We start from the raw sequence: 23,347 nt of genomic DNA, 5'->3' as shown, positions 1-23,347 counted from the left end.
TACGTCGCGAAATCGATGCCGTGTGGGTTCAGCGCTGCGAACTCGCCTTTAGTCCAGGTCATCGTGCGCCATCAGGCGTCGGGCCGCTTCCACGATGGACCCCGACAACGACGGGTACACCGACAACGTCTGGGCCAGGTCCCCCACCGAGATCCGGTTCTGCACCGCAAGCGCGATGGGCAGGATCAATTCCGAGGCGATCGGCGCGACGACGACCCCGCCGATCACCACACCCGTCGCAGGCCGGCAGAAGATCTTGATGAAACCGCGGCGCAGCAACGACATCTTGGCCCTGGCGTTCGTCGTCAGCGGCAGCATCAAGGTGCGGGCGGGCACGGTGCCGTCGTCGATCTGGGTCTGCGGGACGCCCACTGCGGCGATCTCGGGCCGGGTGAACGTGGCCGACGCGACGGTGCGCAGCCGGATCGGAGTCACCCCTTCGCCCAGCGCGTGGTACATCGCGATGCGCCCCTGCATGGCGGCGACCGAGGCCAGCGGCAGCAGGCCGGTGCAGTCCCCCGCCGCGTAGATGCCGGGGGCCGTCGTGCGCGACACCCGGTCCACCGTCAGGTAGTTACCCCGGCCCAGCTCGATCCCGGCCCTTTCGAGGCCCAGGCCACCGGTGTTGGGCACCGACCCGACGGTCATCAGCGCGTGGCTGCCCTCGACGACGCGGCCGTCGGCGAGTGTGACCGCGATGCCCGTGCCGGAGCGGACCACCGACTCGGCCCTGCCGTTCTTCACCAGCGACACCCCGCGCTCGGAGAACGCCTCCTCGAGCACGGCCGCCGCATCGGAATCCTCGTGCGGCAGGATCTGGTCCCGGCTGGCCACCACGGTGACCTTCACCCCGAGCTCGGTGTACGCGCTGCAGAATTCGGCGCCGGTGACCCCGGAGCCGACGATCACCAGATGCTCGGGCAGCTCCGACAGGTCGTAGAGCTGGCGCCAGTTCAGGATGCGTTCGCCGTCCGGGACAGCGTTGGGCAACACCCGCGGGGTGGCGCCCGTGGCGATCAGCACCACGTCGGCCTTGAGCACCCCGACCTTGCCGTCCGGGGTGGACACCTTGATTCGGTGATGGGCCATGCCCGGCACGCTGTCGACCAGTTCGCCGCGGCCCCTGACCACGTTGACACCCGCGTTGAGCAAGGTGGAGCCGATGTCGGCGGACTGCGACCGGGCCAGCGTCTTGACCCGATTGTGGATCTGGCTGAGGTCGATCTTGGCGTCCTCGATGGCGATGTCGAAACCGAGGCCGTTGGCGCGACGCAACTCGGTACGGACGCCGGTGGAGGCGATGAAGGTCTTGGACGGCACGCAGTCGAAGAGCACGCATGCTCCACCGATACCGTCGCTGTCGACGACGGTGACCTGTACGGCATCCGGGCCGCGGGATGCGGCGACCAGAGCGGCCTCGTAGCCGGCGGGACCGCCGCCGATGATCACGATGCGGGTGGGCACGGAGATAAACGTAGTGGGTCGGTGCTCGTGCGCCCACCGGACCGATCTCCCGGGTCGCTTCGCCCCGCGCCGCATGACCGCCTAAAGTTGGCCCGTGCCGCTCTACGCCGCTTACGGATCGAACATGCATCCGGAGCAGATGCTTCAGCGCGCCCCGCATTCGCCGGTGGCCGGCACCGGTTGGCTGCACGGATGGCGTCTGACGTTCGGCGGCGAGGACTTCGGCTGGGAAGGCGCCCTGGCGACCCTGGTCGAAGATCCCGACGAGAAGGTCTTCGTGGTGCTCTACGACATGACCAAAGAGGACGAAGGCAACCTGGACCGCTGGGAGGGCTCTGAGCTCGGCTTCCACAAGAAGATCCGCTGCCGGGTACACCGGCTGTCCTCGGACACCACCACCGAACCCGTGCTGGCGTGGCTCTATGTGGTGGACGCCTGGGAAGGCGGCTTACCCTCGGCGCGCTACCTCGGGGTGATGGCCGACGCCGCGGAGATCGCCGGCGCCCCCTCGGCCTATGTGCACGACCTGCGCACCCGTCCGGCCGCCAACGTCGGCCCCGGCACCTGACGACAGTGACGGCGATCACGCCGCCGTAGTGTCACGCCGACGGGGTGGGCGGTGTCAACGAGTCATGGAACGATCTGCCACCGGCGCCTTCGAGGGACTACGTCCGCTGCTGTTCACGATCGCCTATGAAATCCTGGGCACGGCCGGCGACGCGGAAGACGTGGTGCAGGACAGCTATATCCGCTGGCGTGGCGCATCCGACACTGACGTCATTCATCCACGGGCGTACCTGGTCCAAACCGTGACCAGGCAGGCTCTGAACCACCTCAGGACTGTGCAGCGCCGGCGCGAGGACTACATCGGCGTCTGGCTGCCAGAGCCGGTACGTACCGAGCCGGACGCAGGCCACGATGCCGTGCTGGCCGAGTCTGTTTCGATGGCGATGCTACTTGTGCTCGAATCACTCGGCGCCACTGAGCGGGCCGTCTTCGTGCTCGCCGAGGTGTTCGGCTATGGCTACGCCGAGATCGCCGAGATCGTCGGCAAGTCTGACACTGCAGTTCGGCAGATCGCGTATCGAGCACGCGAGCACGTGCGCGCCCGGCGCAAGCGATTCGATCCTGACGCCGACACAACCGGTCGTGTGGTCGAGCGATTCCTGTGGGCCACTCATACCGGCGATGTCGACGCTCTGATGGCAGTGCTGGCCCCGGAGGTCGTCCACGTCTCTGACGGCGGCGGCCGGGTTTCTGCAGCTCTACACCCGGTGTCCGGCGCGGGCCGCGTCGCGCATTTCTTGATTGGTGTCGGGCGGAAAGGATTGCGCGACATGGAGATCGAGATCGTCCATTGCAACGCGCTGCCCGCGGTGATGTTTCGCTCGAAAGGCCGGCTCGACTCGCTTCTGATCCTGGAGGTCGATCACGACCGCGTTGCAGCGCTCTATGCCGTCCGCAATCCGGACAAGCTGAGCGCCGCGTCGACGCCGCGGGCCTTGACTAGAGAGAAGGACATCGAGTGGAAACTGTGACCGTCAATCGCGTGATTGCGTCGTCTCCGCAGGCGCTGTTTGACTGGATAAGCAACGCGCACAACTACACTCGTGTCCCGATTGTCTTTCACGAGCATGTCGCCATACCGGGCGTTGACCAACGTTACGGCCTGGGTGCGGTACGGGTATTGGTGGCGGCTTTCGGCTGGTTCGCCGAACGGATCACCGCCTATGACCCGCCCCACCGTTTTGACTATCACGTGTACCGTTGCTTTCCGCCAGCCCGTCACGAGCACGGGAGCGTCTCGTTCACGGCCACACCCGCCGGTACCCAGGTGGTCTGGACCTCAACTTTCGAGCTGCGCATCCCACTTGTCGGCCCCGCCCTCACTCGCTGGATCGGGTGCCCCATCTTCCGCTACCTGTTCAACCGCGCACTGGACCTTGCCGCGGCCGACCTAGCCTGAACGCAGTTCCGGTGACTCAGCGGACGTTCTGCGCTGAGTGCTGCACCAGGTTCACCATCATCCGCACCCCGACCTCGAGGGCACGCTCGTCGAGGTCGAACGTCGGCTGGTGCAGATCCAGCTGCGGCCCTTCGCCGGACCAGACCCCGAGACGGGCCATCGCACCGGGCACCTCTTCGAGATACCAGGAGAAGTCCTCGCCGCCACCGGACTGGTGGGTGTCGGCCAGCGCGTCCGGGCCCAGCGCCTCGATGGCGTGGATGAGGATGCGGGTGGAGACCTCCTCATTGACCACCGGCGGCACACCGCGCCGATAGTTGACCGCATGTTCCACCTGCAGCGGCGCCAAGATGGACGAAACCACTTCCTGGACAAGGGATTCCAGCGTCAGCCACGTCTCGCGGCTGGCGGTTCGGATGGTGCCGGCCAGCGTCCCGGTCTGCGGTATGGCATTGGCTGCCACCCCGGCGTTGACCGCACCCCACACCATCACGGTGCTCAACCGCGGATCGATCCGGCGCGACAGCACGCCCGGCACCCCGGTGATCAGGCTGCCCATCGCGTACACCAGATCCCCGGTGAGGTGCGGTCGCGAGGTGTGTCCACCCGGCGAGTGCAGGGTGATCTCGATCGAGTCGGCGGCCGACGTGATCGGCCCGGGCCGCGTCGCGATCTTGCCGACCTCCAGGCGCGGGTCGCAGTGCAGCGCGAAGATCCGCGAAACCCCGGACACCGCACCGGCTGCCACGGCATCGATCGCGCCGCCGGGCATCAGTTCCTCTGCGGGCTGGAAGACCAGCCGCACCCCGACCGGCAACTCCGGCGCCGAAGCCATCGCCAGCGCCGCTCCGAGCAGCACGGCGGTGTGCGCGTCGTGCCCGCAGGCGTGCGCCACGCCGGGCACGGCCGACGTGAACGGCAGCCCGGTGCGCTCAGCCATCGGCAGCGCATCCATATCGGCGCGTAACGCCACCCGGGGGCCGTCGTCGGGGCCGAAGTCACACGTCAGCCCGGTGCCGCCGGGCAGCACCTTCGGATTGAGCCCGGCGTCGGCCAGCCGGTTGGCGACGAACTCGGTGGTGGCGAACTCCTGGCGTCCGAGTTCGGGGTGGGTGTGGATGTGCCGGCGCCAGGACACCAGGTCTTCGCGGTGGGCGGCCAGCCATGCTTCGGTGTGCTCGCGCAGGCTCATCGGTTCTCCCGTCGGGCCTGCGCCGCCAGCACCCGGTCCCGCTCGCCGGAATCCTGAGCCAGCGCAACCACCGTGCGGGCCAACATGATTGCGCCTTCGACGACTGCCTTGTCGGCCGACGGGCTCGCCGCGGCCACCGTGAACTCGGGCTGGTGGATGGAGGCGCCGCCGGCGTCCACGCCCACCACGGGATGGATACCCGGCATCACCTGTGTCACGTTGCCCATGTCGGTGCTGCCCAATGGCAGCGCCACCTCGAGCTCCCTGGTCACGGGTGTGCGTCCCACCCGCAGCATCTCGGCGCGGAACACCTCCGACAGGAACGCATCGGGCGCCAACGCGTCGTAGGGCGGGGCCGTCTCGGCGACGTTGTGCTCGCAGCCGGTGGCCACCGCTCCGGCGGCGAAGCACCCGGCCATCCGCTCCTCCAATTCGTGCAGCGACTCCATCGTGGTGGCGCGCATGGTGTAGCGCAGTTCGGTGTGCGCGGGAATGATGTTGCTGGCCTGGCCGCCCTCGGTGACCAGGCCGTGCACCATCTGGCCGGGCGCCAGCTGCTGACGCAACAGGCCGATGGCCACCTGCGCCACGGTCAGCGCGTCCGCGGCGTTGATCCCCAGGTAGGGCGCCACCGCGGCGTGCGATTCCCGCCCGGTATATCCGACGGCCACCTCTGACAGCGCCAGTGAGCGGGCCGCCGCGATGTCCACCGGACCCGGATGCAGCATCACCGTGGCCGCGATGTCGTCAAACGTTCCGGCGTTGAGCAGCAAGGCTTTTCCGCCACCAGTTTCTTCGGCCGGGGTGCCCACCAGGACGACGGTCAAGCCGAGTTCGTCGGCGACATCGGCCAGCGCAAGTGCGGTGCCGACCGCGGAAGCGGCGATGATGTTGTGCCCGCAGGCATGCCCGATTCCGGGCAGCGCGTCGTACTCGGCGCAGATACCGATGACCAGCGGGCCGCTGCCGTACTCGGCGCGGAAGGCGGTCTTCAAGCCGCCAGGTGCGGCCGTCACCGCAAATCCGCGCTCGGCCGCCAGGGCTTGCGTCTTGGCGCAGCTGCGATGTTCCTCGAACGCCAGCTCGGGCTCGGCGTGGATCGCATGGGACAGTTCGATGAGATCACCGCGACGCCGGTGGACGGCGTCCTCGACACTCGACAACGCGGCGACCGTGGGCATCCTGGCAGTATCTCACCCGTGACTGATCCGCAGCTGTCGGCCGAGGCCGCCGCCCAGGCGATCCGCGAGCGCACCGGCGTCGACGCCCACGATGTCGCGGTGGTGCTGGGCTCCGGCTGGGCACCGGCGGTCGAGCAACTCGGGACACCGACCGCCACCGTTGCGATGGCCGAATTGCCCGGTTTCACGCCGCCGACCGCGGCCGGACACGGTGGCCGGGTCCTTTCGGTTCCCATCGGGGCGCACCACGTCTTGGTACTGGTGGGACGCATCCACGCCTATGAGGGTCACGACCTGCAGCATGTCGTGCACCCGGTGCGTACGGCGTGCGCGGCAGGGGTGCGCACCGTCGTGCTCACGAACGCCGCCGGCGGGTTGCGGGCGGACTACCGCGTCGGCGAACCGGTGCTGATCAGCGATCACCTGAATCTGACCGCGCGCTCACCGCTGGTGGGGGCGCAGTTCGTCGACCTGGTGGACGCCTACGCGCCGCGATTGCGCGCCATCGCCCGCGAGATCGATGCGACGTTGGCCGACGGGGTCTACGCCGGCCTGCCCGGCCCGCACTACGAGACCCCTGCCGAGATCCGGATGCTGCGCACGCTGGGTGCGGACCTGGTCGGGATGTCCACGGTGCACGAGACGATCGCGGCGCGCGCGGCCGGCGCCGAGGTGCTCGGCCTCTCGCTGGTGACAAACCTGGCGGCGGGGATGACGGGTCAGCCGCTGTCGCACGCGGAGGTGCTGGAGGCCGGCCGCCAGTCGGCCGCACGGATGGGTGCACTGCTGGCCGCGGTGATCGCGCGTCTCTAGCCAGTGAGATAGCGCTGCAGCGTCGGGCCGATCCAGTCGACGATCTGCGGTCTCGACATGGCGGCCAGGGGCGGAAACACCAGCACATAGCGACACAGGGCCATGCCGAGTACCTGCGAGGCGGCCAGCCCGGCCCGCACCGGAGTATCGGGTGCATCGCCCGTCGCCTTGGCCACCACCGGTCCCAATTGGGCGGCGAAGATCGTCCGCATCCGTTCTGCGACAGCCTCATTCGTGACGCCGACGCGCAGCAGGATGAGCAACGCCCCGTCGCGCTCCCAGCGCTCCACGAAGTGTGTGGCCAGCGCGGCGCCCAACTGTTCCGTCGGGACCTCGGTGAGGTCGGGTAGCTCGAGATCGAACTCGGCCGCCGCGCCGAACAGCGCCTCCTTGTTTCCGAAGTAGCGCATCACCATCGAGGGATCGATGCCCACGTCGGCGGCGATCCCCCGGATGGTCGCCTTCTCGTACCCGTCGGTGGCGAACCGCTCGCGGGCTGCGGCCAGGATCAACGCCTTCGTTTCGCTCGCCGGTCTCCTCATGCCAACAACTGTAGGCCAACAACCGTTGACATCACCGGAGGTCGGGTTTAGCGTGTTGTCAACAAGCGTTGGCAAACAGTCGTTGACCAAGGAGAGATCATGCACACCACCGATGTCCTCATCGTCGGCGCCGGCCCGGTCGGGCTGACCGCGGCGCTCGTGCTCACCCAACGCGGCCACGTCGTGACCGTCGTCGACCAGCAGGCCGAGGGCGCCAACACGTCGCGCGCCGCCGTCGTGCACCCGCACACCCTGGAACTTCTCCAGCCCTACGGCGTCACCGAAGCACTCGTGCGACGCGGGGTGCACACCGCGACGTTCGCGATCCGGGACCGCGACGACCTCCTCGTCGCAGTGCCGTTCGACCAGCTGGCGACCCGTTATCCGTACACGCTGATGATCTCGCAGGCCGATACCGAGGCGTTCTTGCTGGACCGCCTCGAACAGCTCGGCGGGAAGGTCATCCGGCCGGCCACCGTCACGGGGGTTTCGCAGCACGAGGCCGGCGTCGAGGTCGCTTTCGCGGACGGACAACGCGTGACAGCGCGGTATGTCGTCGGCGCCGACGGTATGCACAGCACGGTGCGCGAGCAGACCGGCATCGCGTTCACCGGGAGCACCTACGCCGAATCCTTCGCCCTCGCCGACGTGCGGCTGTCGGGCGGCGTCCCCAGCGACGAAGTGATCCTGTACTTCTCCCCCGCGGGCCTGGCGGTGGTGGCGCCGCTGCCCGACGGCCTGTACCGCATCGTCGCGACCGTCGACGATGCTCCACAGCATCCGGATGCCGGGTTCGTGCAGGCACTTCTGGATGGGCGTGGCCCGGTGGCGCATCCGGTCGTGGTCGACGACGTCGTGTGGGGTTCTCGCTTCCGCGTGCACCATCGCATCGCGGATGCCTTCCGCGACCGCCGCGTCCTGCTGGCCGGCGACGCGGCGCATGTGCATTCGCCCGCGGGCGGGCAGGGCATGAATCTGGGCATCGAGGACGCCGTCCTGCTCGGCGAGCTGTTGTCCCGGGTGCTCGCCGGCGAGCCCGATCACCTGCTCGAGGCATATGCAGCCGAGCGTCGGCGTACCGCCGAAGGTGTTGTCGCCCTGGCCGGTCGGCTCACCGCGCTGGCGACCACGTCGCCCGGGCGCCGGCCGTTCCGGAACCTGGCCATGCGGATGGCGGGGAAGCTACCGCCGGTGCGCCACGCCCTGGCGATGCGGTTGTCGGGATTGGACCGGCGATGAGTCCGGTCGACCGTCATCGACCGACGGTGGCGACCTCGACCGTCGGTGTGACCGTTCGTCGCCGAGCGGTCAGTTTGGCCAGGGTCCGCGCCAGAAGCGGTGCGGCGAACAGCATCAGCAGAATCCGTACCACCTGCGCGGCGATGATGAAGGTGACGTTGGAGCCGGTCTCGACCGCGGTGGCCAGGACGGCGTAGACCCCGCCGGGGCTGGTGGCGAGGTATCCCTCCAGCGGGGTGAGGCCGGCGAAGTGGGCCAGCACGACGCCGAGCCCGGCCGTCGCGACGCCGAGCGCCACGATCAAGGCCAGCGCCCACGGCAGGATCCGCGCGACCGCGCGCAACGAGTCCCGGGTGAACGCCAGCCCGGCCTGCCAGCCGATCACCAGATAGCCGACCTGAACGAGTACGGCGGGCACGGTGAGTCCGAAGGACAGGCCGGTCAGTTGCAGCACGACGGTCAGGGCCAGCGGCCCGAGCAGTCCGGCGCCCGGTAAGCGCACCAGCTTGCCCACGGTGGCGCCGACCAGCACCAGGGCAACGAGTATTACCAGACTGAGATACCAAGGAGCGGAATTAGATTCACCGACCGGGCCGGCACCGGTATGCGACTTGTCGGCGTGATAGACCAGCGTGACCACCACCGGCATCGACGCAGTCACCAGCGCGACCCGCAAATACTGAACCACCGACACCACCCGGTCATCGCCGCCGAGTTCGCGGGCGATGGCGACCAGTCCCGATGCGCCGCCGGCGACCAGGGCCAGGGATCCGGTCAGCGGGGTGAGGTCGCGATGCAGACCCAGCAGGGCACCGGCTAGCACCGACAGCAGCAGGGTGGCGACCGCGACGCCGAGTACCGGCAGCCAGTGCGGACCGAGGGCGCCCACGGCGTTCTCGGACACCATGGTGCCGATGTAGACGCCGAGCACACCTTGCGCGGCGACCCCGGCGCGACGCGGGACGCCTGCCGGGGCGAGGGAACACAGCGCCAACACGATGCCGACGATCAGTGCGGCGAACAAGGCTGCCGACGGCACGCCGGCCAGGGTGAGTGGAACCGTGACGGCCACACTGACCGTCAGCAACAACATCCACCTGGCAAATTTTCTCATGTCTATATCAAGTATGAACTTGTATTTCTCGACTTTCAACCCTAGTGACACAGATCAAATACCAAGGTTAGACTTGTCAAATGAGCAACAATGACAGCTCTGCCGCCACCGAGCTGCGGGAATCGATGATGGCGGTCGCCCGCCAGATGCGCAGGCACCGGCCCGACCACGGCCTCACCCTGAGTCAGCTCGAACTACTCGGCGAGGTCAGCCGCGCCGGTTCCACCACTCCCGCGGAGCTCGGGACCCGTTTGCACGTCCGGGTCCAGTCATTGACCGACGGCATCAACGACCTGGTGAACCGCGGGCTGGCATCGCGACGCCCCGACGATCACGACCGCAGGCGTCAGCTCATCGAACTCACCGCCGACGGCCTGGCCCTGCTCGACGCCGACCGCGCCGAACGCGACGCGTGGCTGCACGCGACCATGCGCGACGCCCTCACCGACCTGGAGTGCGACCTGCTGATGCTCGTGGCTCCCGTCCTGCGCAAGCTCGCCGACGCCGACGCTCCGGCGGCAGGCACAATCAGCGTATGACCGGTGAGCGCGCACCCGAGAACACGCTGACCTTCGGCACCGCCGGCCTGCGTGGTCCGATGCGCGATGGACCGGACGCCATGAACGTGGGTACCGTGACCCGCGCGACGTGGGCGCTGGCCCAGGTTCTCAAAGACCGTTGCCTGGGTGGGTCGACGGTGGTCGTTGGGCGCGACGCCAGGCACCACTCCGACGAGTTCGCCATGGCCGCCGCCGAAGTGCTTACCGCCCAAGGTTTCACCGTCGTACGGCTACCCCAGCCCGCCCCGACGCCGGTGGTGGCATTCGCCGTTCGGCAACTGGGCGCCGCTGCCGGTGTGCAGATCACCGCATCGCACAATCCGTCGACCGACAACGGCTACAAGGTGTACTTCGACGGCGGGCTGCAGATCATCTCACCGACCGATCGGGAGATCGAGGCGGCCATCGCGCGGGCTCCGCGTGCCGACGAGATCGGCCGCAGGCCTGTCGAGGCGTCCGGCGTCGAACTGTTCACCGCGTACCTGGAACGGGCCGCCCTGGTGCGCCGCGGATCCGGGGCGACGCGGGTGGCACTGACCCCCATGCACGGGGTGGGTGGCGAATTCGCCTTGGATGCCTTGGCTTTGGCCGGCTTCGACGACGTACACACCGTCGAGGAGCAGTTCGCACCCGACCCCGACTTCCCCACTGTCGCGTTTCCCAACCCGGAAGAGCCGGGGGCCACGGACCTTCTGCTGACCCTGGCCGACCAGGTCGGGGCCGACGTGGCCATCGCGCTGGATCCGGACGCGGACCGATGCGCGGTCGGGGTACCCACACGTCACGGTTGGCGAATGCTTTCGGGCGACGAAACCGGTTGGCTGCTGGGCGATTATCTTCTGTCCGGGCCGGCCGATCCGGACAGCGCACTGGTGGCCAGCACCGTCGTGTCCTCGCGGATGCTGGCGGCCATCGCGGCATCCCGCGGCGCCCACCACGCCGAGACGCTGACCGGTTTCAAATGGCTGGCGCGGGCAACCTCACCCGGCGCCACGCTGGTCTATGCCTATGAAGAGGCGATCGGGCATTGTGTCGACCCGGAAGCGGTGCGGGACAAGGACGGCATCAGTGCCGCTGTCCTCGTGTGCGATCTGGTGGCAGCCCTGCGTGCACAGGGTCGCACCCTGCTCGACGCGCTCGACGATCTTGCCGGCCGGCACGGCGTCCACGCGACGGCCGCGGTGACGCGTCGCGTCGACGACGCGGACGCAGCGATGGCGGCGCTGCGCGCGAATCCGCCTGCCGCCCTTGCCGATATTGCGGTGACGGTCGACGACCTGCTGGACCGCCGGGGCCAACAGCGCACGGATGCCCTGGTGTTCACCGGCGACGGTGTCCGGGTGGTGGTACGCCCGTCGGGAACCGAGCAAAAGCTCAAGTCCTATCTCGAAGTGCACTGCGTTCCTACCGACGACCTGGACGCGGCCAGAAGCCGGGCCCGAGTCCTGCTCACCGAATTGGTCAACGCTGCGCAGCAGTGGTGACCACAACCGGCGAGCGTCCCGGCACGGTGTTCTTCTTCGGCGGGTTCAGCACATCCGGCGACATCTGCGGAGAACCGCCGAGGGGCGGGGCTCCCGGGGTGACAGGGGGCGCCGTCGGAGGCTGCTCGAGGAAGGACTGGTCCTTGTTCCACTTGCCGTTGACCCACACGTCGCAGTGCGTCACCCCGCTGAGGCCCTCATAGCAGCACTTCTCGACGGTGTTGCCGCCTGCGTCCGTCCCGCTCGAGTAGTCGCCACCGGCCTCCGGATCACTGCACTCGGTCTGTGCTTCCGATTTCGGCTGGGCGTACGCGGCGGGCGCGAGCAGGCCCATTCCGGCGGCCGCGATGGCAGCCGCTCCGAAGACGGTCGCGGTGAGCTTGGTCCAGCTGACAGGTGAGGTGGTCATGGAGTCTCCCGTGGTCGGTCGCGGCCCGATTGCCGCGTTCACCGACTAGGAGCAGCCAGCCGTCGCGATTTCGTCATTTTTTTCTGGACGAGTTTTTTCCCAGCGATGTCAGCGCGGCCCGAACTGCCGGTCACCGGCGTCACCCAGGCCGGGAACGATGTAGGCGATCTCGTTGAGCCCGTCGTCGACGGACGCGGTCACCAATCGGATGTCCGGCGTGGCCCGCTCCAGCGCGGCGATGCCTTCGGGCGCACACACCACGCAGATCGCGGTGATGTCGGTGGCGCCGCGGTCCTGCAGCAGGGCCAACGTGTGCACCATCGAACCGCCGGTGGCCAGCATCGGGTCGAGGACGAACACCGGCCGGGTGCTCAAGTCCTCGGGCAGCGACGCCAGGTAGGGCGTCGGCAGATGCGTCCCCTCGTCACGCGCCACACCCACAAACCCGACCTGCGCCTCAGGGATGAGGGCGTGCGCCTGATCGACCATGCCCAGTCCGGCGCGCAGCACCGGCACCAGCAGCGGCGGATTGGCCAGCCGGCACCCCGCGGTTTCGGCCAGCGGCGTGCGCACCGTGATCTGTTCGGCGGCGGCGTCCCTGGTCGCCTCGTAGACGAGCATCAGGGTGAGATCCCGAAGCGCCGACCGGAACCCGGCATTGTCGGTGCGCTCGTCACGCAGCGCGGTCAACCGGGTGGCGGCCAGTGGGTGGTCAACGACGCGCAGGTCCATGCGGCGAAGATTAGTGGAACCGAACCCGCCCCGCGTGCGTCATAACCCACATGCATGCCGACACCGCCGCCATCGAACACGCGGGCAGGGTTCTGGCCGGGTCTGCCGCCGACCTGAGCGATCTTGCCGCCGCGTTGCCTGCCGTCACCGACTCGGCGCCCGCACTGTTCGGTCCCATCGCCGATGCATTGATCGCTGCGCTACGCGCGTCGGTGGCCGACACCACCCGCGCCGTCGGCCAACTCGGTGAGCATCTCTCGACGGGCGGCGCCACCGCGGTACACGCGGCCGAGGGCTACACGGACTCCGAACGCCGTGTCGGTCAGACGCTCTCGACACTCGGTGTCTGACGGTGCCCAGCGCACTCGTCACAGCGTTGGCAGCGCCGCTGCACGAGCTCGCGGCGCGCGTCGGGCCGGGATGGTCCTCGACCATCCACCCGTCCTCGATGCTCGCCGACGTCCGGGATCAGTTGATGTCGTTGGCCGGCGCCACTGCGCGGGTGTGGGACGCAGACAGCTGGTCCGGCGACGGCGGGTCCGCTGCGGCGCAGTCCACCGAGCAGACCGCCACCAGTTTGCGGATGCTGGCCGAGCACGTCGGCGCGCTCTCCGATGAAGTGGGCGCGGCCGCCGACGCCGTAGCGCAGGCCCGTACCCGACTGCAGGACATCATCGCCGAGTTCGAGGCTCGGGCCTCGGACCTGGAACAAGACCTGGACAAGCCGGGCGCCGCCCAGCAGCTCGCGGGCGAAGCGAGGCACGCCCTGGAGGAAGCCACCGGCGTGGTCGACGCGCTGCGCACAGACCTCGACACCCACACCGCGACGATCACCGATGCACCGCGACCGGCGATTCCGGCAGCGCCGGCCGGTTTCTCCGGGACGATGCCGGGCGGTGGCGGTGCGTCGCCCGCTACAGCAGGCTTCTCCCCCGCGGGCACCGGTCTGGGCACGGCGCTCGCGGGCGCCGCCCTGAGCTCGGCCCGGCCGGCGATGCGGCGCCCGGGCACATCGGCCGGCGATGCGGCCGAATTCGGTGCCGGTGCTGCCGTCCGCCTTCCCGACGGCAGCACCTCGACCGCACCGAATGCGGTTGCGGCGAGCGCCGTTCGGCACGCACTGACCCAGTTGGGCGTGCCGTATCACTGGGGCGGCACCGCGCCCGGTGTCGGCCTGGACTGCAGCGGACTGACGCAATGGGCTTATCACCAAGCGGGCCTTGACATTCCACGGCTGGCCCAGGAACAGGACATCGGCACGCCCGTCGACGCCGGCTCACTGCGGCCCGGCGACCTTGCCGTATGGGACGGCCACGTGGCGATGATCGTGTCGGAGACTCAGATGATCGAGGCGGGCGATCCCGTCCAACTCTCGGCCATTCGCACCACCAACGCCGGTCAGGGCTTCCAGGGATTCTGGCGGCCCACCGCATGAGCACCGTGTGCTGCGCGTAGCCGTGGTGTACCTGCCGGTCATCTGCAGGCGCCCCGAGCCCGGCCGGCCGGGATTGCACCAAGAGATCCTGCGGCGCGTCGAGGACGTGCGGGCAGTCGGCGTTTTCATGTGAGCAGCGGGTGCCCCCGTGCCCCTCAGCCGGCATCGTTACGCTGTGCGCCATGGCGGCTGACATCGTGCCGGTCCGGCTCGGACTGACAAATGGCGACCTGTACACCCTGTGGGCTCCCCGCTGGCGTGATGCAGGCGACGAGTGGGAGGCGATCCTCGGCAAGGACGAGGATCTCTTCGCGTTCGACTCGGTGGCCGATCTGGCCGGGTTCGTGCGCACCAACTCCGACAACGACCTCACCGACCACCCGGCGTGGGAGAAGCTCACCGCGGCCAACGCGCACCGGTTGAACCCCGATGACGATCACCTCTACGACCTCATCGAGGTACCCAGCCTGGTCGCCGAGAAGCCCACCGAGGAATCCGTCGAGTCCGTGCACCGGGCGTTGGCGTTCGTCTCGGCCATCGGGTCGGTGTGCGACCTGCCCACCATCACCAAGATGTTCAACGGCAACCCGGTGCTCGGCACCATCGGTGGCGGCCTCGACGCCTTCGCCGGTCGCGCGGGCCGTAAGCGCTGGACCGAGATCGAGGCGGCGATCGGACGTTCCTGGAACGCGGTCATCGACGCGATCGACGAACTCGTCACCACCCCGGACGTGGACGAAGCCGCCTCGGCCAAGGCGCAGAAGGAACTCGACGAGCCCGCGCCCGATCTGGATGAAGACGCTCTCACCGTCGATACCGACGAGGACGACGACGTCGTCATCGAGGGAGAGGTCGACACCGAGGAGGAGAGCGACGCCCTGGACGCCGAGGCCGAACGCCAGGTGCTCGGCAGCGACGAGGACTTCTGGACCCAGGTCGGCATCGACCCAGTCCGCATCATGACCAGCAGCGGCACGCTCTACACGCTGCGCTGCTACATCGGCGACGCCCCGAGGTTCCTCGGCCGCAACGGCCGGATCAGTGTCTTCACCTCGGAGCGGGCGCTGGCCCGGTATCTGGCCGACGAGCACGAGAGCGACCTGTCCAGCTACAGCGCCTACGAGATCATCCGGACCGCCGCCACCGACGGTTCGCTGCGGGTGGATGTCACCGATGAGAACATCTACGTGCTGTCCGGGCTGGCCGACGACATCGCGGACGGCCCCGACGCGGTGGACCGCGACCAGTTGGATCTGGCCGTCGAATTCCTCAGGGATGTCGGCGATTACGCCGAGGACACCATCGTCACCAAGCGGCTCGACACCAAGGAGCCGCTCGGCGCGCTGGTGTCTTACCTCATCGAGCCGGGCAGCGTGGCCAAGCCGGCGGGCCCGTACGCCAAGGCCGTCGCGCAGTGGGAAGAGCTGGAGAGCTTCGTCGAGTCGCGGCTGCGCCAGGAGTAAATCGCGATGACTTTCGCGGAGCCGTCCGGTCTGTACCGGCATGACTTCCGCTGAGGGTATCTCTCGCTCACTCGACATCTCCGGCGCCCGCCTGCACTGCGAGGTTCGCGGCAGCGGACCGCTGCTGCTGGTGCTGGGCTCGCCGATGGGTGCGGCCGAATTCCTGCCGCTCGCGCATGCGATGGCCGGTGCGCACACCGTCGTCACCTACGATCCCCGCGGTCTGGGTCAGAGCTCGATCGACGACCCGGACCAGGACGCCACACCCGAGCAGCGCGCCGATGATGTGGCCGCCATCCTCGACGCGCTGGGCGCCGATTCCGCCGACGTCTTCGGCTCCAGCGGCGGCGCGGTGACGGGGCTGGCGCTCGTCGCCCGACACCCGGGACGGGTAGGCACCCTGGTCGCACACGAACCGCCGCTGCTGGAACTGCTGCCCGACGCCGAACGGCAACGCGCAGCGACCGACGAGATCATCGCCACCTTCCACCGCGACGGTGCCGAAGCGGCCTGGACGGCGTTCATGGCGAATGCGGGCTTCGACCTGAGCGACCCGAACGCCGGTCCGCCGCCGGGACCGGAACCGACACCCGAGGAGCACGCCAAGCAACTCGCCGACTCCGCCCGCTTCTTCGATCACGAACTGCGCGAGACGACGCGCTATGTACCGGACGCGGCGGCGCTGACCGCGGGAGGCACGCGGATCGTCGTCGGGCTCGGCGCCGAGTCGGGCCACCTGCTCACCGACGCCACCACCCGCGCCCTGGCCCGCCTGCTGAATCAGGACGTGACGATCTTCCCGGGTGATCACGGCGGATTCATGGGCGTGCCCGGGGAGTTCGCCACCACACTTCAGGCAGCGCTGACGGCGTGAGCACTCCGCAAGGATGTCCGCCGAACAGCGGATAACTGGGCAACTCCCCTCTGGCTGGTGAAGCACAGCCTATTGTCAGGCGAGTCAATTTCTTTGCTGGCAGTAGGGGAGCGACCGATGGGCTACGGACGATATGTCGGTCGGGTGGGCGCACTGGCCGTCGCCTTGGGAATCGGGGCTGCCGTCGCCGTGTCTCCGGGCGTCGCGCTGGCTGATCCCGACACAGAGTCGACGGCCGCCGGGAGCCCGACAGCTGACGGTCCGAGCGATTCTGCTCATCCGGCCAGTCCGACAACGCCGGATGCACCCGCGACAAACCCTCCTTCGCAGAGAGTAGACACCGAGGTCACGCCGGGCTCGGCGGCATCGCATCCCGGCAGGGCACTGGGTGCGCGCGAGACGAGCGCCCCCGCGGCACCCAGGAAGCGCCGCACCACGAAACCGGCGAAGAAGATCGCCGCCGACAAGTCCACGACACCGCCGCAGGCGAGTACCGCGGCGACCCCGCATGACCGCACGCCGACCGATCCCGATCCCGCACAACCAGCAAAGAATCGTGCAGTAGCAGTATTCAGCGGTACGCCGAGCGATGCACCTCCCGCAGTCGCAAAGGTGTCCGCCGCAGCAGACGCCGCGGTAGGCATCGCGATGGGTGCGGCTCCGGACAATCTGGCGTCCTTGCTGGGGGGTGCACCGGTCAGTCCGGTAGCCGCCCCGCTGGCGTGGGCGGTGGCCGCCGTCGCGCGGCGGCAACTCGGTGCGGAGTCGACGGCGCGCCCGGACGCCGTGGCCACGGTGTCAACCGGCCAGTCGCTGACCACAGCCGTCGCCGCCGCGGCAGCGCCCAATCTGCCGCCGGTGATCGGCGCCCCGACGTTCGGCACGCCCAATCCGACCACCGGCGCGGTCGTCGGCCAGGTCGTGGCGGCCGACCCGGAGAACAAAGCACTGTCCTACACGCTGATCACCGCACCCGAACAGGGAACGCTCGTGTTGGACAAGAAGTCCGGCGCGTTCACCTACACACCCATCGGCGCCCAACGGGTCCTGGCCGGTTCCTCTGCCGGACCCGACACCGTGACGATGACGGTCACCGTCTCCGACGGGGTGAAGGCCAACAACAAGGTTGCCACCGTCGCAATTCCGATCGCGGCGGTCCCCGTGACCACCCTGAAAGCGGTGGACACCGGTGACTACCCGCACGGGCTGGCTGTCACCAATGACCGTGCCTACGTGGCGAATTACATCTCCGGCACAGTCACCGTGATCAACACCCTGGACGGGACCGTCGTCGGCAATCCCATCACGGTGGGCTCCGCACCGATCGCCGTGGTCGTCAGCATCGACGGCAAACGTGTCTACGTCGCGAACTCCGGGGTCAACGGCGCGCTCGGCTCCCTGTCGGTGATCGACACCGCCACGCTGACAGTGGTCGGAAACCCGATCTCGTTGGGACACAACCCCAGCGACGTGGCGATCAGCCGCGACGGCAAGTCAGTGTTCGTCGCCAACTATGCCGACGGCACCATCTCTAAGATCGCCACGGCCACCCTGAAGGTGAGCTCCGTCAAGGTGGCAGCCAATCCGTACGCGATCACCGTCAGCGCCGACGGCAAGAAGGTCTACGTAGTCAACCAGAACACCGCCACGGGGGACGGCAGCGTGACGGTGTATTCGTCGAGCATCACCGGCGCCAAGGTGATCGAGACCGGCGTGCAACACGCCACCGCGGTGGCCGTCGGCCCGGATAACTCCCGCGTCGCAATCCTGCACGCGGACGGCACCGTTCGTGTGCTGGAGACCTCGAAGTACACGCAGGTCGCCAACTTCGACGCCGGATCGGTGTCCTATGACGCGCTCTACAACGCCGACGGCACCGTTTTGGCCGTGGCCCGCACCGACGGCACGCTCGCGCTCTTCGACGCGACGGCCGGATACGGGCCGGCCGCCACGGTGACCTACGCGCAGGGCCGCCCGTTCGTGCCGCAGTTGGCGCTATCCCCTGACGGCATGCAGATGTACGTCACCGATGAACCCGACGGCATCGGTGGGGCCACCGGGCATCTGGCGATCGTGTCCCTGGTGCCGGTCAACGCCGTTCCCGTCAAGGGTGCGCCCACGGTCAACGCCACCACCGGTGCCGGTGTCGTCACCGGCTCGATCGGCGTCTCCGACCCGGATAACGACAAGCTCACCTACGTGCCAGCGAAACCCGGCAAGGGGTCCGTTTCGATCAACTCGGACGGCATCTTCACCTACACCCCGACGGTGGCCGCCCGGCACGCCGCAGCAAAGATCGGCGCCTCCGGCAGCGACAAGACCGACACGTTCACCGTCTCGGTCTCCGATGGCCGCCGAGGCTTCGTCAGTCAGGTCGTCACGGTCGACATCCTCGGCGTCAATCAGCAGCCAACGGCGAAATACGGTTCTCCCAAACCGAATTCATCGACGGGTGTGGTCAAGGGTGCAGTCACCGCGACCGATAAGGACAAGGACGCGCTGGCGTATTCGGTCGTCGGGACCAGCGCCAAGGGTGGCACCGTCACCATCGACGCCAAGGGCAAGTACACCTACACCCCCACCCTGGCCGCACGTCACGCCGCGGCCAAAACGGGCGCCCCCGCAACCGACAAGACCGACACCTTCACAGTCACCGTCAGCGACGACCACGGTGCACCCGTGCCGATCACGGTCAACGTGAAGGTCAGTCCCCTCAAAATCGCCGCAACGGTGGCGCACGTCAACCTCAACAACGGCCTGGTCATCGGCGCTGTCACGACTGCTGATCCTGGCGTATTCACTTACACCCCAACCGCTTCCAAAAAGGGAACGTTGACCATCGGGCCAGACGGGAGCTTCACCTACACGCCGAACGCGGCCGCACGCACCGCCGCGTCGGCTCCCAACGCGAAGGCGACGACCAAGTCCGACAGCTTCACCATCACCCTCAAAGACGTCGCGGGCAAGAAGACCACCGTCAAACTCGCCGTCCCTGTCGCCCCGCTCGGGCATGTCAACGTCGCCCCCGGCGATGGGGGTTTCTCGGTGACCCAGGTGAATACCACCACCGGGGCCGTGAGCGGTACGGTCACGGTGATTGACCCCGAACGCGACGTCATCACCTACACCGGGCCGGCGACCACCACCAAGGGTACGGTGAGCGTCACCGCCCAGGGCGCCTTCACCTATACCCCAGGCGAAGCCGCCCGCCACGCCGCGGCCGCTACCGGCGCAACCGATGCGGACACCCACGACACCTTCACCGTCAACGCCGACGACGGATACGGCGGCACGGTTGCGGTGTCGGTGTCCGTACCGGTGACCCCGTCGGCCAACAACGCGCCGACGAATGCCGGATACACTGCAGGCCAACCTGGTTCGAATGGTGTAGTTACCGGGAGCGTGACGGCTTCCGATCCCGATAACGACATCTTGACCTACTCTGGCAGCGGGGCGACCCTCAAGGGCTCGGTTACGGTCAACGCCAACGGCACCTTCACCTACACCCCCAGCACCACCGCCCGCCACAACGCCTCGGCCGCCAACGCCACCACCGACAAACAGGACACCTTCACCGTCACCATCAACGACGGACACGGCGGTGTGATCACCAAAGATGTCAGCGTCACTGTATCGGCAGCAAACGAGAAGCCCACCAATGCGGCCTACGCTGCAGGACAACCCAATTCATCCGGCGTGATCACGGGAACTGTCACCGCCGCCGATGCCGATAACGACATCCTGACCTACAGCGGAACCGGGATGACCCCCAAGGGGTCGGTCACCGTCAACTCCAACGGCACCTTCACCTACACGCCCACCACCGCCGCCCGCCACAACGTCTCGGCCACCAACGCCACCGCCGCCGACAAGCAAGACACCTTCACCGTCACCATCAACGACGGACACGGCGGTGTGATCACCAAGGATGTCCAAGTCAACATCCTGGCGTCGCCCAATGCGGCACCCACAAACGCCACCTTTACGGTGGGACAACCAAACTCGAGCAGCGGCGCCATCTCTGGAACCGTGACGGCGCAAGATGCGGAGGGTGACGCCCTCACGTACAGCGGCAGTGCCACCACTTCGAAAGGATCAGTGACCGTCAACGCCGACGGCACGTTCAGCTACGCACCGTCCGTGACGGCACGACACATCGCATCGGCCACCACCGCCACCAGCGCGGACAAGCAAGATGCATTCACCGTCACCATCAACGACGGACACGGTGGCGTCATCACCAAACAGGTCTCGGTCACCGTGTCGGCTTCGCCCAATGCCTCTCCCAGCAATGCCACTTTCACTGCGGGACAGCCAAACTCATCCAATGGCATCGTACAGGGCACAGTCAGCGCGACCGATCCCGAGAGCGACGCTCTCACCTACAGCGGAACCACCACCACGTCCATGGGCAGTGTCACGGTCAACCCCAACGGCACGTTCAGCTACAAACCCACCGCCACGGCGATGCACAACGCCTCGGCCACCAACGCCGCCACCACCGGCGCCGACAAAGACACCTTCACCGTTACCATCAACGACGGCCACGGCGGCATCATCACCAAAGACGTAACGGTCACGGTGCTCCCAAAGAACACCGATCCGACAGCGAGCCCGCTGACCACGAACTTCTCCAACGGAGTTCTCAATGGGGTGGTCAATGCTTTCGACGCCGACGGCGACGCAGTCACCTTCGGATACACAGTGGGGCCGACGAAGGGATCGTTGAACTTCGTCAGCGGCGGAAACACGTTCACCTATACCGCTATGCCGGCAGCTCGGGACGCCTCGGCCGCCACCGCTGGGGCCGACTACGACACGTTTACGCTGCGATTCAGCGATGGCCACGGCGGTCAGGTCACCAAGGTGGTCACGGTTGAGGTGATGCCGACGGGCGTGATCGCCGATCTCCCACAGACCGGATCCACGCGGAGCACGGTACTCAGCCCGAACGGACGGCGAGCGATCGTCGCGAACACCAACGGGTACGGCACACAGCTCACTGTGGTGAACACCGACGACGGCTCAGTGGTCGGTGCTCAGATGACGATCCCAGGCAGCACCATATTGAACGTCGCGTACAGCGAAGACGGCTCCCGCGCTGCGCTTGTCACCTTCGACGGCACCAATCAAACCAACTACTACCGGGTCACGGTCGTCAACACCGTGACTGGCACCGTCACCACGGGAGGGTCAGCTTCGATGGCGTCCAGCCCGACGGTGACATTCACCGACGGCAACCGCGTTGTCGCGACCGGCCACCTCAACGCGTACGAAAGTTCCACCAGCGAAACCCAATACGCGCTCATTACCGATAGCGTCACCACATCGACATTCAATATATTCGGCTACCGTTACGGAACCGACGTCACGTTCAGCGCTTCGGGCGCCCGCGCCGTCGTCGCAGGAAGCCGTACCGATGGGCCTGACGGAAGTTACCGCACGCAGGTGAAAGTCATTGATATGTCGACGGGCGCGGTGCTCAGCAGCGGAATCGTGAATGATTCCGCCGGGCAAACGGCGATGTTCAACGCGAGCGCAACCCGCGTCATCATCGGCAGCGTGAAGTATTCGACCAGCACGACACCGTACATGTCGACCATCACCGTACTCAACGCCGACTCCGGCGCCACCCTGGGGACACAGACCATCACCGGCTTCCTCCGGGGAATCGCCCTCAGCCCAGACGGCAGCCGCGCGGCCATGTCGGCAGACAGCTCCGTCAGCAGCCCCGACCCCAACGCTGTCACTCGCGTCGTGATCCTCAACACCACTACGGGCAATATGGTCACCAGCGCACCGTTGACCCTGTCGGGGACCAATCTGGGTGTCCCCCAGTTCAATCAGGACGGCAGCCGATTAGTGGTGGCTACCGATCCATCGGGGTCGTGGACCACCCAGATCACAGTTTTCAACGCAGCGACAGGTGCGGTCGTGGGTGGACAGACGATCGCCGGCCGCGCATTCGGTACCGGCGTGGTGGTGAGCCCGGACCGCACCCGTGCTTATCAGATCGTCTACACCGGCACCTATGTGTCCGGTCAGTTCGTCGGAAGCACCTGGGTGTCGGTGATCAACACCACCACGGGGGCGTTGCTCGGCAGCAGTGCGCATTTCGTCGGCGTTCCCGAGTTCTACAGGGACGCAGAGTTCAGTCCCGATGGCTCACGCATCCTGGTACGCACCGAGTCCACCAACATCGATGCGTCGAACACCTTTACCCTCGTGGATAGGGTCGCCGTGCTGGATAGCAATGGCAATCTGCTGAACAACAACTACCTCTTCGATCTGACGAATACCTCGGGATGGATCAACGCCGTGGACTTCTCCCCCGACGGCAGCCGCGCCATCATCAGCGCGACTCGCTCCAATATCGGGTCGAGCACCAATTACACAACCAAGGTTGCCGTCATCAATCTGACCACCGGCGCACTCCTGGGCACACCGTTCAGTGTGGGAGGTGGACCCCAACGTGCAAGTGCCAGCTTCGGTCCGGATGGCCTCGGGGGCATTGTGACGATGGGGACAGTCACCGTATCGGGCACCACGATCACGCGAGTGGCGGTCATCAATACCGTGACCGGCAGCGTCACGGTTCAAGCGGTGCTCGGAAACATCCTCGATGCACACATGAGCTCCAATGGCAATGCGGCCGTGGTGACTTCGTCCACCTACAATTCGGCGACTCAGGTGACCACGACGCAGATCACCATCGTCAACACCGCCACCGGAGCGACCACCGTCAAGACGCTGGAAGGTATCGGTCCGGCATCGGTGAACTTCGCCGGGAACACGCTGCGCGCTGCGGTGCCGACAGCCAGCGGAATGCGGGTATACAACCTGTAGCCGCACGGCGGTGTGTGGAAACTTCGGTAATCC

General features: G+C 67.4%; 21 protein-coding genes. 13 read left to right on the top strand and 8 right to left on the bottom strand.

Annotation, left to right across the window (positions count from 1 at the left end; translation table 11 throughout):
* Positions 1-48: 48 nt before the first annotated feature.
* Complete coding sequence (locus AC1DY7_RS22335; RefSeq protein WP_477495905.1) at positions 49-1,464, bottom strand: NAD(P)H-quinone dehydrogenase; 1,416 nt, start codon at positions 1,462-1,464, stop codon at positions 49-51.
* A gap of 94 nt (positions 1,465-1,558) precedes the next feature.
* Here AC1DY7_RS22335 and AC1DY7_RS22330 point away from each other — a divergent pair, with 94 nt between their 5' ends.
* The 3 genes from AC1DY7_RS22330 (at position 1,559) to AC1DY7_RS22320 (ending at position 3,430) form a co-directional block, all read left to right on the top strand.
* Positions 1,559-2,032: a gamma-glutamylcyclotransferase family protein gene (locus AC1DY7_RS22330; RefSeq protein WP_477495904.1), complete on the top strand. Its 474-nt coding sequence runs from the start codon at positions 1,559-1,561 to the stop codon at positions 2,030-2,032.
* A 64-nt stretch (positions 2,033-2,096) separates the two neighbouring features.
* Positions 2,097-3,002 (top strand): RNA polymerase sigma-70 factor, encoded by a 906-nt coding sequence (locus tag AC1DY7_RS22325; RefSeq protein WP_477495903.1) that lies wholly within the window; start codon positions 2,097-2,099, stop codon positions 3,000-3,002.
* Entirely contained in the window at positions 2,990-3,430 is a 441-nt protein-coding gene (locus AC1DY7_RS22320) for an SRPBCC family protein (RefSeq protein ID WP_477495902.1), read from the top strand. The genes AC1DY7_RS22325 and AC1DY7_RS22320 overlap by 13 nt, the downstream gene beginning before the upstream one ends.
* Before the next feature lie 16 nt (positions 3,431-3,446).
* On the opposite strand, the gene AC1DY7_RS22315 is transcribed toward AC1DY7_RS22320, so the two are convergent.
* Together AC1DY7_RS22315 and AC1DY7_RS22310 are read right to left on the bottom strand one after the other, a co-directional pair.
* The gene (locus tag AC1DY7_RS22315) at positions 3,447-4,622 is read right to left on the bottom strand and encodes a M20 family metallopeptidase (RefSeq protein WP_477495901.1); all 1,176 of its coding nucleotides are present in this window, start codon (positions 4,620-4,622) and stop codon (positions 3,447-3,449) included.
* Positions 4,619-5,803, bottom strand: a complete 1,185-nt coding sequence (locus tag AC1DY7_RS22310; RefSeq protein WP_477495900.1) for a M20 family metallopeptidase — start codon at positions 5,801-5,803, stop codon at positions 4,619-4,621. Before AC1DY7_RS22310 ends, AC1DY7_RS22315 begins: the two co-directional genes overlap by 4 nt.
* An 18-nt stretch (positions 5,804-5,821) precedes the next feature.
* Between AC1DY7_RS22310 and AC1DY7_RS22305 the strand changes: the two genes are divergently transcribed.
* A complete protein-coding gene (locus AC1DY7_RS22305; RefSeq protein ID WP_477495899.1) occupies positions 5,822-6,616 on the top strand; it encodes a purine-nucleoside phosphorylase in 795 nt (264 codons plus the stop codon).
* Here AC1DY7_RS22305 and AC1DY7_RS22300 read toward each other — a convergent pair.
* A complete protein-coding gene (locus AC1DY7_RS22300) occupies positions 6,613-7,158 on the bottom strand; it encodes a TetR/AcrR family transcriptional regulator (RefSeq protein ID WP_477495898.1) in 546 nt (181 codons plus the stop codon). The genes AC1DY7_RS22305 and AC1DY7_RS22300 overlap by 4 nt on opposite strands.
* Before the next feature lie 99 nt (positions 7,159-7,257).
* Between AC1DY7_RS22300 and AC1DY7_RS22295 the strand changes: the two genes are divergently transcribed.
* Positions 7,258-8,397, top strand: a complete 1,140-nt coding sequence (locus AC1DY7_RS22295; protein ID WP_477495897.1) for an FAD-dependent oxidoreductase — start codon at positions 7,258-7,260, stop codon at positions 8,395-8,397.
* Between the two features lie 13 nt (positions 8,398-8,410).
* On the opposite strand, the gene AC1DY7_RS22290 is transcribed toward AC1DY7_RS22295, so the two are convergent.
* Positions 8,411-9,511: an AbrB family transcriptional regulator gene (locus tag AC1DY7_RS22290; protein ID WP_477495896.1), complete on the bottom strand. Its 1,101-nt coding sequence runs from the start codon at positions 9,509-9,511 to the stop codon at positions 8,411-8,413.
* Positions 9,512-9,591: 80 nt separating this feature from the next.
* Between AC1DY7_RS22290 and AC1DY7_RS22285 the strand changes: the two genes are divergently transcribed.
* Complete coding sequence (locus tag AC1DY7_RS22285; RefSeq protein ID WP_477495895.1) at positions 9,592-10,050, top strand: MarR family winged helix-turn-helix transcriptional regulator; 459 nt, start codon at positions 9,592-9,594, stop codon at positions 10,048-10,050.
* The gene (locus AC1DY7_RS22280; RefSeq protein ID WP_477495894.1) at positions 10,047-11,555 is read left to right on the top strand and encodes a phospho-sugar mutase; all 1,509 of its coding nucleotides are present in this window, start codon (positions 10,047-10,049) and stop codon (positions 11,553-11,555) included. Before AC1DY7_RS22285 ends, AC1DY7_RS22280 begins: the two co-directional genes overlap by 4 nt.
* Here AC1DY7_RS22280 and AC1DY7_RS22275 read toward each other — a convergent pair.
* On the bottom strand, positions 11,533-11,964 hold the full coding sequence (locus tag AC1DY7_RS22275; protein ID WP_477495893.1) for a hypothetical protein: 432 nt from the start codon (positions 11,962-11,964) through the stop codon (positions 11,533-11,535). The genes AC1DY7_RS22280 and AC1DY7_RS22275 overlap by 23 nt on opposite strands.
* A 108-nt stretch (positions 11,965-12,072) precedes the next feature.
* Entirely contained in the window at positions 12,073-12,696 is a 624-nt protein-coding gene (gene upp / locus AC1DY7_RS22270; RefSeq protein WP_477495892.1) for a uracil phosphoribosyltransferase, read from the bottom strand.
* A 50-nt stretch (positions 12,697-12,746) separates the two neighbouring features.
* Here upp and AC1DY7_RS22265 point away from each other — a divergent pair, with 50 nt between their 5' ends.
* From AC1DY7_RS22265 to AC1DY7_RS22245, 5 genes are read left to right on the top strand one after another with little or no spacing between them, the layout of a single operon-like run.
* Entirely contained in the window at positions 12,747-13,046 is a 300-nt protein-coding gene (locus AC1DY7_RS22265) for a hypothetical protein (protein ID WP_477495891.1), read from the top strand.
* Between the two features lie 2 nt (positions 13,047-13,048).
* A complete protein-coding gene (locus AC1DY7_RS22260; RefSeq protein WP_477495890.1) occupies positions 13,049-14,131 on the top strand; it encodes a C40 family peptidase in 1,083 nt (360 codons plus the stop codon).
* 7 nt (positions 14,132-14,138) lie between these two features.
* Complete coding sequence (locus tag AC1DY7_RS22255; RefSeq protein WP_477495889.1) at positions 14,139-14,264, top strand: hypothetical protein; 126 nt, start codon at positions 14,139-14,141, stop codon at positions 14,262-14,264.
* A gap of 49 nt (positions 14,265-14,313) precedes the next feature.
* Positions 14,314-15,594 carry a protein export chaperone SatS gene (satS, locus tag AC1DY7_RS22250; protein WP_477495888.1) on the top strand — a complete coding sequence of 427 codons (1,281 nt, stop codon included), beginning with the start codon at positions 14,314-14,316 and terminating at the stop codon, positions 15,592-15,594.
* Between the two features lie 40 nt (positions 15,595-15,634).
* Positions 15,635-16,468, top strand: a complete 834-nt coding sequence (locus AC1DY7_RS22245) for an alpha/beta fold hydrolase (protein WP_477495887.1) — start codon at positions 15,635-15,637, stop codon at positions 16,466-16,468.
* Positions 16,469-16,743: 275 nt separating this feature from the next.
* Here AC1DY7_RS22245 and AC1DY7_RS22240 read toward each other — a convergent pair whose 3' ends face one another.
* Positions 16,744-16,986 (bottom strand): hypothetical protein, encoded by a 243-nt coding sequence (locus tag AC1DY7_RS22240; protein ID WP_477495886.1) that lies wholly within the window; start codon positions 16,984-16,986, stop codon positions 16,744-16,746.
* A gap of 94 nt (positions 16,987-17,080) precedes the next feature.
* Here AC1DY7_RS22240 and AC1DY7_RS22235 point away from each other — a divergent pair, with 94 nt between their 5' ends.
* On the top strand, positions 17,081-23,314 hold the full coding sequence (locus tag AC1DY7_RS22235; protein WP_477495885.1) for an Ig-like domain-containing protein: 6,234 nt from the start codon (positions 17,081-17,083) through the stop codon (positions 23,312-23,314).
* Positions 23,315-23,347: the final 33 nt, after the last annotated feature.

The organism is Mycobacterium sp. P2_H7, from assembly GCF_056403275.1.
This window is presented reverse-complemented; position numbering and strand designations above follow the sequence as displayed.

Bases quoted from the DNA above. Each gene is read 5' to 3' on its own strand.
- AC1DY7_RS22275 (WP_477495893.1), bottom strand. From the start codon at position 11,964: ATGACCACCTCACCTGTCAGCTGGACCAAGCTCACCGCGACCGTCTTC.
- AC1DY7_RS22295 (WP_477495897.1), top strand. From the start codon at position 7,258: ATGCACACCACCGATGTCCTCATCGTCGGCGCCGGCCCGGTCGGGCTG.
- AC1DY7_RS22245 (WP_477495887.1), top strand. From the start codon at position 15,635: ATGACTTCCGCTGAGGGTATCTCTCGCTCACTCGACATCTCCGGCGCC.
- AC1DY7_RS22300 (WP_477495898.1), bottom strand. From the start codon at position 7,158: ATGAGGAGACCGGCGAGCGAAACGAAGGCGTTGATCCTGGCCGCAGCC.
- AC1DY7_RS22315 (WP_477495901.1), bottom strand. From the start codon at position 4,622: ATGAGCCTGCGCGAGCACACCGAAGCATGGCTGGCCGCCCACCGCGAA.
- AC1DY7_RS22265 (WP_477495891.1), top strand. From the start codon at position 12,747: ATGCATGCCGACACCGCCGCCATCGAACACGCGGGCAGGGTTCTGGCC.
- AC1DY7_RS22280 (WP_477495894.1), top strand. From the start codon at position 10,047: ATGACCGGTGAGCGCGCACCCGAGAACACGCTGACCTTCGGCACCGCC.
- AC1DY7_RS22325 (WP_477495903.1), top strand. From the start codon at position 2,097: ATGGAACGATCTGCCACCGGCGCCTTCGAGGGACTACGTCCGCTGCTG.
- AC1DY7_RS22290 (WP_477495896.1), bottom strand. From the start codon at position 9,511: ATGAGAAAATTTGCCAGGTGGATGTTGTTGCTGACGGTCAGTGTGGCC.
- AC1DY7_RS22310 (WP_477495900.1), bottom strand. From the start codon at position 5,803: ATGCCCACGGTCGCCGCGTTGTCGAGTGTCGAGGACGCCGTCCACCGG.
- AC1DY7_RS22285 (WP_477495895.1), top strand. From the start codon at position 9,592: ATGAGCAACAATGACAGCTCTGCCGCCACCGAGCTGCGGGAATCGATG.
- satS (WP_477495888.1), top strand. From the start codon at position 14,314: ATGGCGGCTGACATCGTGCCGGTCCGGCTCGGACTGACAAATGGCGAC.
- upp (WP_477495892.1), bottom strand. From the start codon at position 12,696: ATGGACCTGCGCGTCGTTGACCACCCACTGGCCGCCACCCGGTTGACC.